Annotated in this window: 13 protein-coding genes; 6 read left to right on the forward strand and 7 right to left on the reverse strand. The window is 68.4% G+C overall.

Annotated elements, in window-relative coordinates:
- Positions 1–31 precede the first annotated feature (31 nt).
- Positions 32–2,125, forward strand: coding sequence for a molybdopterin-dependent oxidoreductase (locus AvAM_RS20625; RefSeq protein WP_137748822.1), 2,094 nt, complete (start codon positions 32–34; stop codon positions 2,123–2,125).
- Between the two features lie 105 nt (positions 2,126–2,230).
- Here AvAM_RS20625 and AvAM_RS20630 read toward each other — a convergent pair whose 3' ends face one another.
- From AvAM_RS20630 to AvAM_RS20645, 4 genes are all read right to left on the reverse strand, one after another.
- Positions 2,231–3,340: a serine aminopeptidase domain-containing protein gene (locus AvAM_RS20630; protein ID WP_249368259.1), complete on the reverse strand. Its 1,110-nt coding sequence runs from the start codon at positions 3,338–3,340 to the stop codon at positions 2,231–2,233.
- A 170-nt stretch (positions 3,341–3,510) separates the two neighbouring features.
- Positions 3,511–4,674, reverse strand: coding sequence for an iron-containing alcohol dehydrogenase (locus tag AvAM_RS20635; protein ID WP_137748823.1), 1,164 nt, complete (start codon positions 4,672–4,674; stop codon positions 3,511–3,513).
- Between the two features lie 122 nt (positions 4,675–4,796).
- The gene (locus AvAM_RS20640; RefSeq protein ID WP_171012348.1) at positions 4,797–5,522 is read right to left on the reverse strand and encodes an alpha/beta fold hydrolase; all 726 of its coding nucleotides are present in this window, start codon (positions 5,520–5,522) and stop codon (positions 4,797–4,799) included.
- 183 nt (positions 5,523–5,705) lie between these two features.
- Positions 5,706–6,656 carry a LysR family transcriptional regulator gene (locus tag AvAM_RS20645; protein ID WP_137748825.1) on the reverse strand — a complete coding sequence of 317 codons (951 nt, stop codon included), beginning with the start codon at positions 6,654–6,656 and terminating at the stop codon, positions 5,706–5,708.
- 129 nt (positions 6,657–6,785) lie between these two features.
- Here AvAM_RS20645 and AvAM_RS20650 point away from each other — a divergent pair, with 129 nt between their 5' ends.
- Together AvAM_RS20650 and AvAM_RS20655 are read left to right on the forward strand one after the other, a co-directional pair.
- A complete protein-coding gene (locus AvAM_RS20650) occupies positions 6,786–7,808 on the forward strand; it encodes a zinc-binding alcohol dehydrogenase family protein (RefSeq protein ID WP_137748826.1) in 1,023 nt (340 codons plus the stop codon).
- Between the two features lie 130 nt (positions 7,809–7,938).
- Positions 7,939–8,352: a VOC family protein gene (locus AvAM_RS20655; protein ID WP_137748827.1), complete on the forward strand. Its 414-nt coding sequence runs from the start codon at positions 7,939–7,941 to the stop codon at positions 8,350–8,352.
- A gap of 121 nt (positions 8,353–8,473) precedes the next feature.
- On the opposite strand, the gene AvAM_RS20660 is transcribed toward AvAM_RS20655, so the two are convergent.
- Positions 8,474–9,454 carry a tripartite tricarboxylate transporter substrate binding protein gene (locus AvAM_RS20660; RefSeq protein WP_137748828.1) on the reverse strand — a complete coding sequence of 327 codons (981 nt, stop codon included), beginning with the start codon at positions 9,452–9,454 and terminating at the stop codon, positions 8,474–8,476.
- 276 nt (positions 9,455–9,730) lie between these two features.
- A complete protein-coding gene (locus AvAM_RS20665; RefSeq protein WP_137748829.1) occupies positions 9,731–10,738 on the reverse strand; it encodes a fumarylacetoacetate hydrolase family protein in 1,008 nt (335 codons plus the stop codon).
- A gap of 102 nt (positions 10,739–10,840) precedes the next feature.
- Between AvAM_RS20665 and AvAM_RS20670 the strand changes: the two genes are divergently transcribed.
- The 3 genes from AvAM_RS20670 to AvAM_RS20680 all read left to right on the forward strand — a co-directional run bounded on the left by AvAM_RS20670 (position 10,841) and on the right by AvAM_RS20680 (position 13,370).
- On the forward strand, positions 10,841–11,623 hold the full coding sequence (locus AvAM_RS20670; protein ID WP_137748830.1) for an IclR family transcriptional regulator: 783 nt from the start codon (positions 10,841–10,843) through the stop codon (positions 11,621–11,623).
- A 21-nt stretch (positions 11,624–11,644) separates the two neighbouring features.
- On the forward strand, positions 11,645–12,805 hold the full coding sequence (locus AvAM_RS20675; RefSeq protein WP_137748831.1) for a DUF3108 domain-containing protein: 1,161 nt from the start codon (positions 11,645–11,647) through the stop codon (positions 12,803–12,805).
- A gap of 265 nt (positions 12,806–13,070) precedes the next feature.
- Positions 13,071–13,370 (forward strand): DUF3567 domain-containing protein, encoded by a 300-nt coding sequence (locus AvAM_RS20680; protein WP_137748832.1) that lies wholly within the window; start codon positions 13,071–13,073, stop codon positions 13,368–13,370.
- A 120-nt stretch (positions 13,371–13,490) separates the two neighbouring features.
- On the opposite strand, the gene AvAM_RS20685 is transcribed toward AvAM_RS20680, so the two are convergent.
- Entirely contained in the window at positions 13,491–14,570 is a 1,080-nt protein-coding gene (locus AvAM_RS20685) for an AbrB family transcriptional regulator (protein WP_137748833.1), read from the reverse strand.
- Positions 14,571–14,785: the final 215 nt, after the last annotated feature.

Below are 14,785 nucleotides of genomic sequence, written 5' to 3' on the forward strand. Positions count from 1 at the left end.
CTGAGTGCCAGTTTAACGATCAAGCCCCCGAATGCCCACGCCTTCTGCCGCCAATCCCACTCAAGCCACACCGATTCAGGTGCGCGGCGCCTGCCCGCACGACTGCCCCGACACCTGCGCCCTGCTCACCACCGTGGACGAGCAGGGCGTGGCCACCCGCGTGCAGGGCAACCCCAACCACCGCCACACCGACGGCGCACTGTGCGCCAAGGTGAGCAAATACACCGAGCGCACTTACCACCCCGAGCGCGTACTCACCCCGCTCAAGCGCACCGGCCCCAAGGGCAGCGGGCAGTTCGCCCCCGTGAGCTGGGACGAGGCGTTGAGCGATATCGCCCAGCGCCTGCAGGCCATCGCCGCCCGCGCGCCCGAGGCCATCCTGCCCTACAGCTACGCGGGCACCATGGGCATGGTGCAGGGCGAAAGCATGGACCGGCGCTTCTTCCACAAGCTGGGCGCTTCGCAGCTGGACCGCACCATCTGCGCATCGGCCGGGGCCGAGGCGCTGATCCAGACCCTGGGCGGCAAGGTGGGCATGAAGGTGGAGTTTTTTGCCGAATCGCAGCTCATCCTCATCTGGGGCAGCAACTCCATCGGCAGCAACCTGCACTTCTGGCGCTATGCGCAGCAGGCCAAGCGCAATGGCGCCAAGCTGGTGTGCATCGACCCGCGCAAGAGCGAGACGGCCGACAAGTGCCACGAGCACATTCAGCTACGCCCCGGCACCGATGCCGCGCTGGCCCTGGCGCTGATGCACGAGCTGATCGCGAATGACTGGCTGGACCACGACTACATAGCCCGCCACACCCTCGGTTGGGACCAGCTGCGCGAGCGCGCACTGCAGTGGCCGCCCGAGCGCGCGGCCGAGGTCTGCGGCATTCCGGTCGAACAGATTCGCCAGCTCGCCCGCGACTACGGCACCACCCAACCCGCCGCTATCCGCCTGAACTACGGCATGCAGCGGGTGCGTGGCGGCGGCAATGCGGTGCGCGCCGTGGCCTGCCTGCCTGCGCTCACGGGCGCCTGGCGCCACCGCGCGGGCGGCGTTCTGCTGTCCAGCTCGGGCCAGTTCCCGGCGCAGCGTGGCGTACTACAAATGCCCGAACTGATGCCTGCCAAAACACCGCGCACCATCAACATGTCCACCATTGGCGACGACCTGCTGCGCGAGGCCTCGCCCGCGTTCGGGCCCCAGGTGGAGGCCATCGTGGTCTACAACAGCAACCCCGTGGCCGTGGCGCCCGACTCCGGCAAGGTGGTGCAGGGCTTTGCGCGCGAGGATCTGTTCACCGTGGTGCTGGAACACTTCCGCACCGACACGGCCGACTACGCCGACTACATCCTGCCCGCCACCACGCAGCTGGAGCACTGGGACGTGCACCTGAGCTACGGCCACACCGACGTGCTGCTCAACCGCCCCGCCATTGCACCGCAAGGCCAGGCGCGCAGCAATGCGCAGATCTTCCGCGACCTGGCGGCGCACATGGGTTTCACCGAGCCCGGCTTTGCCGACAGCGACGAGGCCCTGTGCCGCCAGGCGTTTGGCGACGCCGTGGACTACGCGCTGCTGGAGTCACAAGGCTTTGCCACGCTGGTCATTCCTGATGCGCCGTTTGCCGAAGGCCGCTTCCCCACACCATCTGGCCGCTGCGAGTTCTACAGCGCCCGCCTGGCCGCGCAGGGCCTGGACGGCCTGCCCGACCACCTGCCCAACTACGAGCTGCAGGGCACGGATGCACGCTACCCGCTGGCGATGATCTCGCCGCCTGCGCGCAACTTCCTCAACTCCACCTTCGTCAACGTGCAGAGCCTGCGCAACATCGAAGGCCGCCCGGTGCTGGAGATCCACCCCGACGACGCCGACGCGCGTGGCATCACCAACGACGCCGTGGTGCGCGTGTTCAACGACCGGGGCAGCTACCTGTGCCACGCCACCGTGTCACGCCGCGCGCGGCCCGGGGTTGTGAACGGCCTGGGCATCTGGTGGCGCAAGATGGGGCTGGAGGGCACCAACGTGAACGAGGTGACCAGCCAGGCGCTGACGGACCTGGGGCGCGCGCCCACGTTTTATGACTGCCTGGTACAGGTGGAGGCCAGCGCTACCGGGGCGGCGCTCCCTGCCTGAGCAGCTGCGGCGCCTGCAGCAGCGGCATGAAAGCTATTATTTTTATAGCTCAAAACCCTTTACCAACGCGCGCAGACGGCCTTTTTTCCTGAGAATCAGCCCTGCTCACCGCCATTGCTGGCCCAAAAACTCCGCCACCTGGTTCTCCAGCGTGGCGTGGTAGGCCACCCGGTCAAAGCCCTCGGGGTTGGCGGCGGCGTCACCCGCGTCTGACACCAGGGGCCAGACGGACTGGGCCATGAAGGCAAAGTGCCCGGCGCCCGCCACGGTGCTGGTGTCCGCCCGGGGCAGGTGGGCCGCCACATGCTGGCCGTGGTACTTGCCCTGCAGCACCACGTCGCGCTCGGCCATGACCACCTTCATGGGCACGGTGATGGCGGCCAGGCTCTGGGGGGTCAACACCACGGCCATGGGCGCGAGGGCCACCACGGCGCGGATGCGGGGGTCGGCCACCGAGACCAGCGGGCCGTCCTGCGCGCCACCTGCTGAAGACGCCGGGGCCACGGGGCTGCTGGCGCTGCTGGCGCTGCTGGCGCTGCTGGCAGTGCTGGTGCTGTTGGCGCTCGGGGCCGAAGTGAGCTTGCCCAGGCTGCAGAAGCCCGGGTCGTCCGACACGCTGCGGCAATGCTGCACGGCACGGGCTGGTTCGGCCTGTGCACCGGCCAGGGCGAGCACGGTGTAGCCGCCGGCCGAATGCCCCACGGCGGCGATGCGCTCGGCCGGAATGCGGGGGCCCCATTCGGCGTGGGCCAGCAATGCATCCAGCACGCGGCTCACCTGGCGGGGGCGTTCGCTGAAGTAGCGGCCCGAGGTGATCATCGACCGGTCTTCCCAGTTGTCGCCCGGGTGGCGCAGCGCCGCCACCAGATAACCGTCGGCCGCCAGGCGCGTGGCCAGGTTGTGGTGGCCCAGTTCATGGCCGCCCGTGCCGTGCGAGATCAGGACCAGGCCCTTGAGGGGCGCAGTGGCCACCGGAGCCCCCGGCGTGACCACGGGCCGCCAGGGGCCCATGGGCTGGGTGCGTGCCACGGCAGGCGTGGGGTAGAACAGCGCCACGGTCACCGGCTGGGCGCCGGGGACCACCAGGGTGCGCAGGCCCGCATGCTGTGCCGAGGCCGGCGTCGCCCAGGCCAGCAGCGCCATGAAAGCTGCCAGCAGCGGGGCACGGGCCTTGCGCCATGCAGAGCGGAGGGCCAGGAGGAGGATGAGGGTCACAGTGCGCCTTTCGTCAGATACCACCCAGGCGGATGGCTTGACGGCACTGTAGGCGGCGCAAGGGGCGGGCTCCACTGCCCTGCGACGAAACGCGGCTGTGCGGCGCCAAATGCACTACGAAAGGGGCGAGCGCATGCCCGCCCCGGCCGCCCTGACCGCGCGGCAACCGTTTACAGCGCGGCTTCGAGGATGCGGCGGCTCACGGCGGGCGTGATCTCGCGCTGCTCGCCCAGGGTCACCATGCCATGCGCTTCGAGCTGCGCCACCACGGTGTCCACCACCTCGCCGCCCAGGCCGTAGCCCGACAGGCGCGTGGGGATGCCCATGCTTTCAAAGAAGTCGCGCGTGCGCTCGATGGCGGCGGTGATGCGTTCGTCATCCGTGCCGGTGGTGATGCCCCACACACGCTCGCCGTACTGCAGCAGCTTGACGCGCTTGGCCACGCGGCGCTCGTTCAGCAGAGCGGGCAGCACGATGGCCAGCGTGCGCGCGTGGTCGATGCCGTGCAGGGCCGTCAGCTCGTGGCCGATCATGTGCGTGGCCCAGTCCTGCGGCACGCCCGCGCCAATCAGGCCGTTCAGCGCCATGGTCGCGGCCCACATCAGGTTGGCACGGTCGTCGTACACGGGCTCGGTGGCGGTGAGCAGGCGCGGGCCCACCTCGATCAGTGTTTGCAAAATGCCTTCAGCGAAACGGTCCTGCACGGGTGCGTTCACGGGGTAGGTCAGGTACTGCTCCACCGTGTGCACAAACGCGTCCACCACGCCGTTGGCGAGCTGCTGGGGCGGCAGGGTGTAGGTCTTGGTGGGGTCGAGCACCGAGAACACCGGGTAGGTGTGCACGCTGCCAAACGCCAGCTTGGCGCCCTTGGCGCGGTGGGTGATGACCCCGCCGTTGTTCATCTCCGAACCCGTGGCGGGCAGCGTGAGCACCGAGCCAAACGGCATGGCCGCCTTAACGTTGCGGCCGTGCTTTTCAAGGATGGCCCAGGGGTCATCTCCCTCGAAGCGCACGGCGGCGGCGATGAACTTGGTGGCGTCGATCACCGAGCCGCCGCCCACGGCCAGCAAGAAGTCAAAACCGCCTTCGCGGATCTGCGCCACGGCCTTCATGGAGGTTTCGTAGCTCGGGTTGGGCTCGATGCCGCTGAAGGTGGCGTGCTGGCGCTCGCCCAGCGCGGCGCGCACCTCGGCCAGCGTGCCGGTCTTTTCGGCGCTGGCGCCGCCCACCAGGATCAGCACCTTGGCGGCAGCGGGCACCAGCTTGCCCAGGTCGGCAACGCGGCCCTGGCCGAAGGCGATGTGGGTGGGGTTGTGGAAGTCGAAATTCAGCATGGGGGTCTTTCTGGGGAAGGCAAGCGCATGCGCCATTGGGGGTGGCATTGTGCGGCGCGCGTGCGCGCGGGGCCGGTCACGTGGGCGATAGCCCTGCCGCCGCCACGCGCATCCCGGGCCCGTCAGCGAAAACCGGCGATCTGGTGCACGGTGTCTGCCAGCCGCTGCGGTTGCGAGAAATACGCCGAGTGGCTGGCCTCGATGGACGACACCGTGGCGCAGGGCGAGGCCGCGACCATCTTGCGCTGCAGGTCGATGGTCACGGCCCGGTCCTGCGTCAGCTCGATGTAGTGCCGGGGCACGCTGCCATAGCGCGGCGGCGTGAGCCGGAGCCGGGTGAGCGCGGGCAGCGAGGGCTCGGGCGTGAGCAGGGCCTGCGCCAGCGCCACGTCGGCGTCCGAGCAGTCGGCATACAGCGCGGGGCGGTAGGCCTCGGGCGCCAGCTGGTCGGTCAGCGTGCTGCGGCTGACATGGATGTGACGCGCCACCAGCGAGGCCTTGTCCTGGCGAAAGAAGTCGCTCACCCGCTCGCCGTGGCGCAGCATGTAGGCCGCCAGATAGGTCACGCCCACCAGCTTGTGCGGCCGCAACTCGGCCACCGTGGACGCCACAATGCCGCCCCGGCTGTGCGCCACGATGAGCGCGGGGCCGTCCAGCGCATCAAGCACCCGGCACACATGCGCGGCCATGGCCGAGAGCGTGGTACGGCCGCGCGCCAGCCGCCAGTGGCGGCCATGGGCAGGCAGGTCGGGCACATGCACCTGGTGCCCCTGGGCCTGCAGAAACGGAACCACTTTGTGCCAGCACCAGGCGCCGTGCCAGCTGCCGTGCAAAAGAACGATATTCATGAAAATGCCTTTGGGTCTTGGGGAGAGCGGCCGGGCGCCAGGTGGCGCCATCCGCCGGGCGAGCGGTGGCAGAGCGCCCCACTCCGGCCGGAGCGTAAAACCGCCCCACCCCAGGCACTCGCTGGATCCGGACACCCGATTGCGCGTGCGCGGCACGCCCTGCCCTCGCCACCCCCAAGCGGGTCAGGGGCCCGCCGCGCCCTGCCCGAAGCCCGAAAGATGCGGCGCTTGTTCCATCAGCGCCTGCAGCCGCTCGGCCATGAAATCGCGCAGCGCACGCACCAGCGGCGTGATCTGGTGGCGGCTGGGGGCCACCAGGTACAGCGGCACGGCCTCGGTCGTCCAGCCCGGGCACAGCGGCACCAGGCGCCCGGTGGCCAGGTCATGGGCCACGTCGAAGTACGACTTGTAGGCAATGCCCCGCCCGGCCACGGCCCAGCGGCGCACCACGTCGCCGTCGTTGGCCACGTTGCGGCTGCGCACGCGCACCACCACCTCGTCGCCCGCCGCATCCCAGAAGCGCCAGCGGTCGTGCACCTCCTCGCCCAGCATGAAACACAGGCCGTTGTGCCCGGCCAGGGCGTGTGGCCTGTCGGGTGCGCCGTGGGCCTGCACATAGGCGGGCGCGGCGCACAACACGCGCCGGTGCCCGGCCACCAGCGGCAGCGCAACCAGGCCCGAATCCCGCGGTTTGCCGTAGCGGAAGGCGGCGTCCACCGGCTCGCTGTAGACGTTGGCCACGCGGTCGGCCAGCTGCAGGCGGAGGTCGATGCCGGGGTGCTCGGCCTGGAACGCATCGAGCCAGGGCAGCAGCACATTGCGCCCCAGGTCAGACGGCGCCGCCAGCTGCAGCGTGCCGCGAAAGCCACCGGCGCGCCCGCCTGCCAGCTGGCCTTGCACCTGCTGCAGCGCAGCCAGTGCGGGGCGGCAATGCTCCAGGAACAGCGTGCCCTCTTGCGTAAGCCGCAGGCTGCGCGTGGAGCGCACGAACAGCGCCACGCCCAGCTCGGCCTCCAGCCGCTTGAGCGCGGCACTGGCCGCCGCCGGGCTCAGGTCCAGCGCGCGGGCGGTGGCCGAGAGGCTGCCGCTGTCCACGGTGCGCACAAAGATGTCGAGGTCTTGCAGGCTTTTCATGGGTGGCTCCGGTACGGAAGCCCTCATTTTCAAACAAATGTTGAAGATGGATTCAACCACCGACCCATTTAAAAACAATTCCTCAAAACCCATCATCGAGGCATTCTTTTGTTTGACCCAGGATCTCCCATGAAAGCCATCGGCTACACCCACCCCGGCCCCATCGACCGCGCGGATTCCCTGCTCGATATCACCCTGCCCGACCCGGTGGCCACCGGCCACGATCTGCTGGTGGAAGTGCACGCCGTTTCCGTCAACCCCGTGGACACGAAGGTGCGCAAAAGCAGCGCGCGCAGCGGCGACGGCCCGGACTACAAAGTGCTGGGCTGGGACGCCAGCGGCATCGTGCGCGCCGTGGGGCCCGAGGTGACGCTGTTCCAGCCCGGCGACCGCGTCTGGTACGCAGGCTCCATCGCCCGCCCCGGCACCAACAGCGAACTGCACCTGGTGGACGAGCGCATCGTGGGCCACGCGCCACAATCGCTGGACTTTGCCGAGGCCGCCGCATTGCCGCTGACCGCCATCACCGCGTGGGAACTGCTGTTTGACCGTCTGGGCGTGGCCCCTGGCAAGCAACCCACACACAAGACCCTGCTCATCATCGGTGCGAGCGGCGGCGTGGGCTCCATCCTCACGCAGCTGGCGGCACGGCTGACCAGCCTCACGGTGATTGGCACCGCATCGCGCCCCGAAACGCAGCAGTGGGTGCGCGACCTGGGCGCCCACAACGTCATCGACCACAGCCAACCACTCACGCAAGAGCTGGCGCGCATCGGCCACCCCACGGTGGACATCATCGTGAGCCTGACGCAGACCGACGCGCACTTCGACCAGATCGTGGAGGCCATCGCGCCCCAGGGCCAGTTCGCGCTGATCGACGACCCGGTGTCGCTCGACGTGACGAAGTTCAAGCGCAAGTCGGTGTCGCTGCACTGGGAGCTGATGTTCACCCGCGCGCTGTTTGGCACCGCCGACATGATCGGCCAGCACCGGCTGCTGACCGAGGTGGCGCAACTGGTGGATGCGGGACTGGTCCGCACCACGCTGGACCAGCGCTTTGGCACCATCAATGCCGAGAACTTGAAGCGCGCGCATGCACTCATCGAGAGCGGCAAGGCGCGGGGCAAGCTGGTGCTGGAGGGGTGGAACTGAAGGACGTTGGGGCCACTGCGCAGGACAGCCTCTGAGGCTGTGCTGGATTGTGTATCCAGGTGAAAAATACTGTGTTTATTAACAGTATTTCAGATATAAACCCGGCACAACAACCCCAGGAGCCCCTCCCATGCTGGACCACATGACTTTCCGCGTCACCGACATCGCCCGCACCAAGGCGTTCTACACCGCCGCCCTCGCGCCTTTGGGCTACAGCCTGTGTTTTGAAGGCAACTATGGCTCGAACATGCTGGGTTTTGCCTACCCCGCGCCGTCCGAGCCCGACGGCAAAAAGGCCGATGTGTGGTTCATTGACGGCCCCTCGCCCTACGGCGGCCCACCCGCCACCACGGGCTGCCATCTGGCGTGGCGCGCCCAGAACCGGGCTCAGGTGGATGCTTTCTACGCCGCCGCGATCGCAGCAGGCGGTAAGGACAACGGCGCCCCGGGGCTCCGGCCCGACTACCACGCGCACTACTACGGCGCCTTCGTCATCGACCCCGAGGGCAACAACGTGGAAGCGGTGTGCCATCTGCCGGAGTAAGAAACACCGCAGCACACCCCACAGAGGGCGCGCCGCCAAGCGAGTGCACCCGTGGAACTGGCTTTGCCAGGCCAGCGGGTGCGCCCCCCCTGGGGGGGAAGCGGCGCAGCCGCTCAGGGGGTCAGTCGAGTTTGACGCCCGCTGCCTGGATGATCTCGCCCCAGCGCTTGGACTCGGCCCGCGCCATGGCGCGGAACTGCTCGGGCGTGCCGGGCAGGGCTTCCATGCCGAAGTCGTTCATGCGCTTGACCACAGCGGGGTTGAGCAGGGCCTTGTTCAGGTCCGCGTTCAAACGCGTGGTGATGGCGGCGGGCAGACCGGCGGGCGCCAGGATGCCCTGGAACGCGAACACCTCGGTGTTGGGCACACCGGCTTCTGCCAGCGTGGGCACGTCGGGCAACGCGGCCACGCGTTTGGCCGAGCCGATGGCCAGCGCACGCACCTTGCCCGAGGTGATCACGGGCAGGCCTGCGGCCAGGTCCAGGAACATGCAGGGCACCTGCCCACCCATCACATCCTGCAGCGCAGGCGCGGCGCCGCGGTAGGGGATGTGGGTGAGGAAGGTCTTGGTGCGGTTCTTGAACATCTCCATCGCCAGGTGGTGCGGCGAGCCGTTGCCGGGCGATGCGTAGTTGAGCTTGCCGGGGTTGGCGCGCGCGTAGGCGAGGAATTCCTTCACCGTCTTGGCTTCAAACGACGGGTGCACCACCAGCGCCAGCGGAAAGCGGCTGATGCCGCCCACGTAGGTGAAGTCCTTTTCGGGGTTGAACGGCAGCTTGGTGAACAGGTGCTCGTTGTAGGCCAGGATGGCGTTGTCGGCCGACATGAAGGTGTTGCCGTCGGGCTTGGCCGTGGCCACGGCCTGGCCGCCGATGTTGGTGGAGGCGCCGGGGCGGTTGTCCACAATGATCTGCTGGCCCAGCGTCTGGCGCATGGCCTCGGCCACGGTGCGGGCCAGCACGTCGGTGCCGCCGCCAGCGGGGTACGGAACGACCCAGCGCAGGGGCTGGTCGGGCCAATTGGCAGACTGGGCAGCGGCCCAGGGCGCGGCGGTGGTGGCGCCTGCAGCGGCCAGGGCGGTCAAGAGGGTACGGCGTTGCATGAAACTGTCTCCTTGTTGATACTATAAATTTAATAGCTACCAGCGCTTTCCTATCAGGCGGTAGCACCATTTTTTCTTATATTTCTGGCTGTACGCATGGCATGGGAAACCAGCGCACGCCAAGGCCAGCGCCACCGTGGAACTGGCTCTGCCAGGCCACGGGTGGCGTCCCTCTGAGGGGCTGAGGGCCGCGGCTCCAAGCCTGCCTGCGCAGGCTTGGACGGCACCGAAGAGCTGCCGCCTCTGCGCGGCCAGCACCGAGACGCCGAAGGCGGCTCAGGGGGCTGCAATAGCTTGGTCGATGGCGCCGAAGATGCTCGCGCCATCCTTGCCCTTGACCTCGATGCGGATCGTGTCGCCGAACTTCATGAACTCGGTGCTCGGCTTGCCATCTTGAATCGTCTCGATGCAGCGCTTTTCGGCAATGCAGCTGTAGCCTTTGGGCCACTCGGTGCGGCCGTTGGCATCAGTCACGCCCTTGTTGCTCACGGTGCCGCTGCCGATGATGGAGCCCGCGCGCAGGTTGCGCGTCTTGGCCACATGGGCGATGAGCTGGCCGAAGTGGAAGGTCATCTCGGGGCCGGCATCGCACATGCCGACCTTGCGGCCGTTCCAGGTGGACTGCACGGTGAGGTTCACGCGGCCATGGTCCCAGGCGTCGCCCAGCTCGTCCAGCGTCACGGCCACGGGGCCGAAGGCGGTGGCGGGCTTGGACTGGAAGAAGCCGAAGCCCTTGGCCAGCTCGGCCGGGATCAGGTTGCGCAGGCTCACGTCGTTGGCAATCATCACCAGGCGGATGCCGTCCAGCGCCTGGTCGGCGTTGGTGCCCATCTTCACGTCGCCGGTCACCACGGCGATCTCGGCCTCGAAGTCAATGCCCATGGCTTCGCTGGGCACCACCACATCATCGCAGGGGCCGATGAAGTCGTCGCTGCCGCCCTGGTACATCAGGGGGTCGGTATAAAAGCTTTCGGGCACTTCGGAGTTGCGCGCTTTTCGCACCAGTTCCACGTGGTTGATGTAGGCCGAGCCGTCGGCCCACTGGTAGGCGCGGGGCAACGGGGCCATGCACTGGGCGGGGTCGAAGGGGAACGCGTGGCGCGCGCGGCCGCTGTTGAGTTGGTCGTACAGGTCCTGCAGCTGGGGCGAGATGAAGCCCCAGTCGTCCAGCGCTTGCTGCAGCTTGCTGGCGATGCCGGTCGCATAATGGGCTGTGCCCAGGTCGCGGGAGACGACAACCAGTTGGCCGTCGCGCGAGCCGTCTTTGTAGGTAGCGAGTTTCATGGTGGCAGGACCTTTGTCTCAGTGGGTGGATGGGCACCGCTAGCGAAAATTACGCTTGGGTAAATTGATTTAACTAAACAAAACTCGCAAATTTTAGTGCACATGGACAAAGAACGTGCAGGAATTCAATCGGTCGAGGTGGGTTTTGCCCTGCTGGAGGGGCTGACACGCTCGCGCGGACCGCTGATGCTCAAGGATGTGGCCGCCTCGGCGGGCATGAGCGCGGCCAAGGCGCACCGGTATCTGGTGAGCTTTCAGCGCCTGGGCCTGGTCACGCAAGACCCACGCACCGCGCGCTATGACCTGGGGCCCGCCGCACTCAAGCTGGGCCTGGCGTCGCTGGCGCGGCTGGATGCCGTGCGCCTGGCGCGCGAGCGCATGCCGGAGCTGATGGAGAGCATCGGCCACACCCTGGCGCTGGCCGTGTGGGGCAACCATGGCCCGACCATCGTGCACTGGGAGGAATCGCCCCAGGCCGTCACCGCCAACCTGCGCCTGGGCGATGTGATGCCGCTGCTGTCGTCGGCCACGGGGCGGTGTTTTGCGGCCTTCATGCCGCCCGACCTGGTGGCGCCGCTGATCAAGGAAGAACTGGCCCGCGCCGTGAAAATGCGACGCACCGACCTGCCCGCCACCCAGGTCGAGGTGAATGCCTTGCTGGCCGAGGTGCGCGAGCGCGGCGCCGCCCGCGTGGTCGATACCCTGCTGCCCGGCATCGTGGCTTTTTGCGCGCCCGTGTTCGATTCGGACGGCCACCTGGAGCTGGGCATCACCACGCTGGGCTCGATTGCCACCTTCGACCCCGAGTGGGACGGCGCCATCGACGCCCCACTGCGCACCGCCGCTGGCCAGCTTTCGCGCGATCTGGGCGCGGGCAGCGCCTGACCCGCGCGCGCACCGTACCGCATGCCCCGCCGCGCGCTGGTTGCCATCACCGCCCTGGTGCTTGCCCTGCACTGGCTGGTGCTGAGTGGCGTGCCGCTGGCCTGGGACAGCCCGGCGCAGCCCACGGGCCAGGTGTTCAGCACCCGCAGCATTGCCGCCGCCCCGCCGCCCGCGTTGCCTGCTACGGCGCTAGCACCGGTTGCCCAGGCCGCCCCGCCAGCCCCCCCCCTACCCGCCGCCCGAAAAAAGCCCCCGGCCCGCACCACGCCCTCACCCAACACTTCCACCGCCCCTGCGGCGACGCCCGCAGCCCCACAGCCGCCAGCAGACGCCACAACCACAGCTACCGAAGTGGGCACTGACACAGCGGCAGCCCCGCCCACTGAAACCCTTGCCCCCCCCGCCGAGGTAGCGGCAGCAGCCCCCGAAGCCCCGGCCTCAGCCGCCACGCGCCCCGCCCCCCCAGCCGAAAGCACCACCGGGGTGGACATCACCCCGCCGGGTGCTGGCACGGGCCAGACGCCCCAGCAGGCGCCGCCCCCCGCCCGCCTGCCACCGCCCACGCGGCTGGCGTTTGACGTGAGCGGGCAGGCCAAAAAGTTCGCTTACAGCGCCCGCGCCGAGCTGCTGTGGCAACACGATGGCAGCCGCTACGAGGCACGGCAGGAGATCAGCGCCTTCCTGGTGGGCACCCGCGCGCAGCGCAGCGTGGGCGCCATCACGGCGCAGGGGCTGATGCCCGACAAGTTCTCCGACAAATCCCGCAGCGAACAGGCCGCCCACTTCGACTACGCCCAGGGCCGCGTCACCTTCAGCGCCAACACCCCACAGGCCCCCGCCAGCCCCGGTGTGCAAGACCGCCTGAGCGTGTTCATCCAGCTGGGCGCCCTGCTGGCCGCCGACCCCGGGCGTTTTGTGCCCGGCACCCAGATCGCGCTCACCACCGTCAGCGCCCGCAGCGCCGACCGCTGGACCTTCACCATCGAAGGCCCTGAAACGCTGGACCTGCCCTTGGGCGCCACCCCCACGCTCAAACTGCAGCGCCTGCCCCGCAAGGACTACGACCAGAAGGCCGAGCTGTGGGTGGCGCCCTCGCTGGGCTACCTGCCCGTGCGCATCAAGCTCACGCAGGCCAATGGCGACTTTGCCGACCTGCAGCTGCGCAACAGCGGCGCACCCTGACCCCAGACGGAACAGCGCCCCAGGCCGAGTGTTGCGCCCATACGCCACCGGGGCAAAAAAGCCCCACCAGCCCGGCGCACTGCGTTTTTCGTGAAATACTGGCTGCAACAGGGTTGATGCGGTGCGGCGAGTGTTCTGGTTGGCAGGCCTTCTCAAGGCCCGACAAGACACCACCCCACCGTCGGGATACCCCGCAAGCCGCCCCCGGGGCTTGAACTCTGCGTGACTGCTGTCATCTGAATTTCAAATCAACCAGGGGAACACGATGCACATGCTCTACGACTCAGAATCCTTCGTGGTAGTCCACATGCTGCCCGACGCCGTGGAGAAAAAGAGCGCCCAGGCACTCAACGACACCGCCCCCGCCGCCCCCCAGCTCGCCCGCCACGGCTTTGAAATCGTGGACAAGCGCTCGGGCAAAGAGGTCTACCTCGACGGTTCCTGGGCCGAGATGTTCCAGGAGCAGATCCTGGCTTGGCAACGCGACACCCCCACACAGGAAGAAGTGGAAGATGCACTGGACCGCTACGCGGGGCTGGCGCAGAACCCTGTGGTGGTTCATTGATTCCCCCCTGAGGCGCTACGCGCCTTCCCCCCAGGGGGACGACGACTTCGCTGCGGGGCGGCCCTTGCTTGTCGTCCCTCGCGATGGCGTAGTGACAGTTTCGAAGGCGCCCCGCCCAGTCTAAGCCCCGGAGCCAGCTGCCGCTGGCGGGTAGATCCGCCGGTACATCGGGTCCACTAGCATCAGCACCGCAATCAAGCGGCAGACCTGGAAAGCGGTGACCACCGGCACCCCCAGCTGCAGCACCTTGGCGGTGATGGCCATTTCGGTGATGCCGCCCGGGGACGTGCCCAGCAGCAGCGTGACCCAGGGCAGGCCCGTGGCCCAGGCCAGCGCCCCGGCAAACAGGGCGCACACCCCCATCAGCCCCAGCGTGCCCACTGCCACCGTGGCCAGCCAGCGCGGCGCGGTGTGCAAGAACTCCCGGCGAAAACGCACGCCCAGGCTCACGCCAATCACCAGCTGCGCCGCATTCACCAGCCCCTGTGGCACGGCCGACAGGCCCAGGCCCGCCATGGTGAGCCCCATGGACACCAGCATCGCCCCCATGAACCAGGGGTTGGCGCGGCCTAGCCGGTCCATCACCACCGCGCCGGCGCCCGTCATCAGTGCCATCAATGCCAGACCAGGCCAGTGCACCACACGCAGCGTAGGCGGCAGGATGTCGAGGCCATGCAGGCCGCTCCACTGCAGCGCAAACGGAATCGTCACCGTGACGATGAGCAGGCGCAGGCTGTGGCTGGCGGCCACCAGGTCGGTGCGCGCGTTTTCGCGCTCAGAGAGCAGGGTCATCTCGGACGCCGCCCCAATCGCCCCCGCAAAGTAGCTGGTGGCGCGCAGCATGGGCGCGGGCACACCGTGCATGCGCGGGGCGTGCACGCGGTACAGCCAGGCGCCAAACAACCAGCCCAGGAACAGCGCCCAAACGATGCCCAGCACGATGGCCCACCACAGGCCCCCGATCAGCGCCACCACCTCGGGCGTGAAGTACAGGCCCAGCGCCGCGCCAATGGTCCACTGTCCGGCGTTGCGCAGCGGGCCCCAGCTTTCGGTGGGCCCGCCTGCAATCGACACCAGCGAGGTGGCCAGCAGGGGGCCGATCATCCATGGCAGCGGGGTCTGGAGCGCCACACAGGCGGCAGCCGCCGCCCAGGCCAGGGCGAGCGTGGCGAGGACACGGGCAACAAAAGGAAAACGCATACGGGCAGAGCGGCGGGCCGGGGAAGGAAGGCGGGGAGAAAACCGGGGCGCAGCCAGACGGAGCAACAGCCTCAGCCACCAAGGCCTGCCGCACGCGCCTGTGCTGCGACGTTCGAGCCACCAAGTATCGCGCCGCCACTGCCACGCCACTCCCACCAGGCCCTGCCCAGGCAGCATGGCAGCCATCGCCAGGAGGAAACCGCTGCGGCGACTAC

Origin of the sequence: Acidovorax sp. NB1 (genome assembly GCF_005405905.1) — a bacterium.
GTDB lineage: Bacteria > Pseudomonadota > Gammaproteobacteria > Burkholderiales > Burkholderiaceae_C > Acidovorax.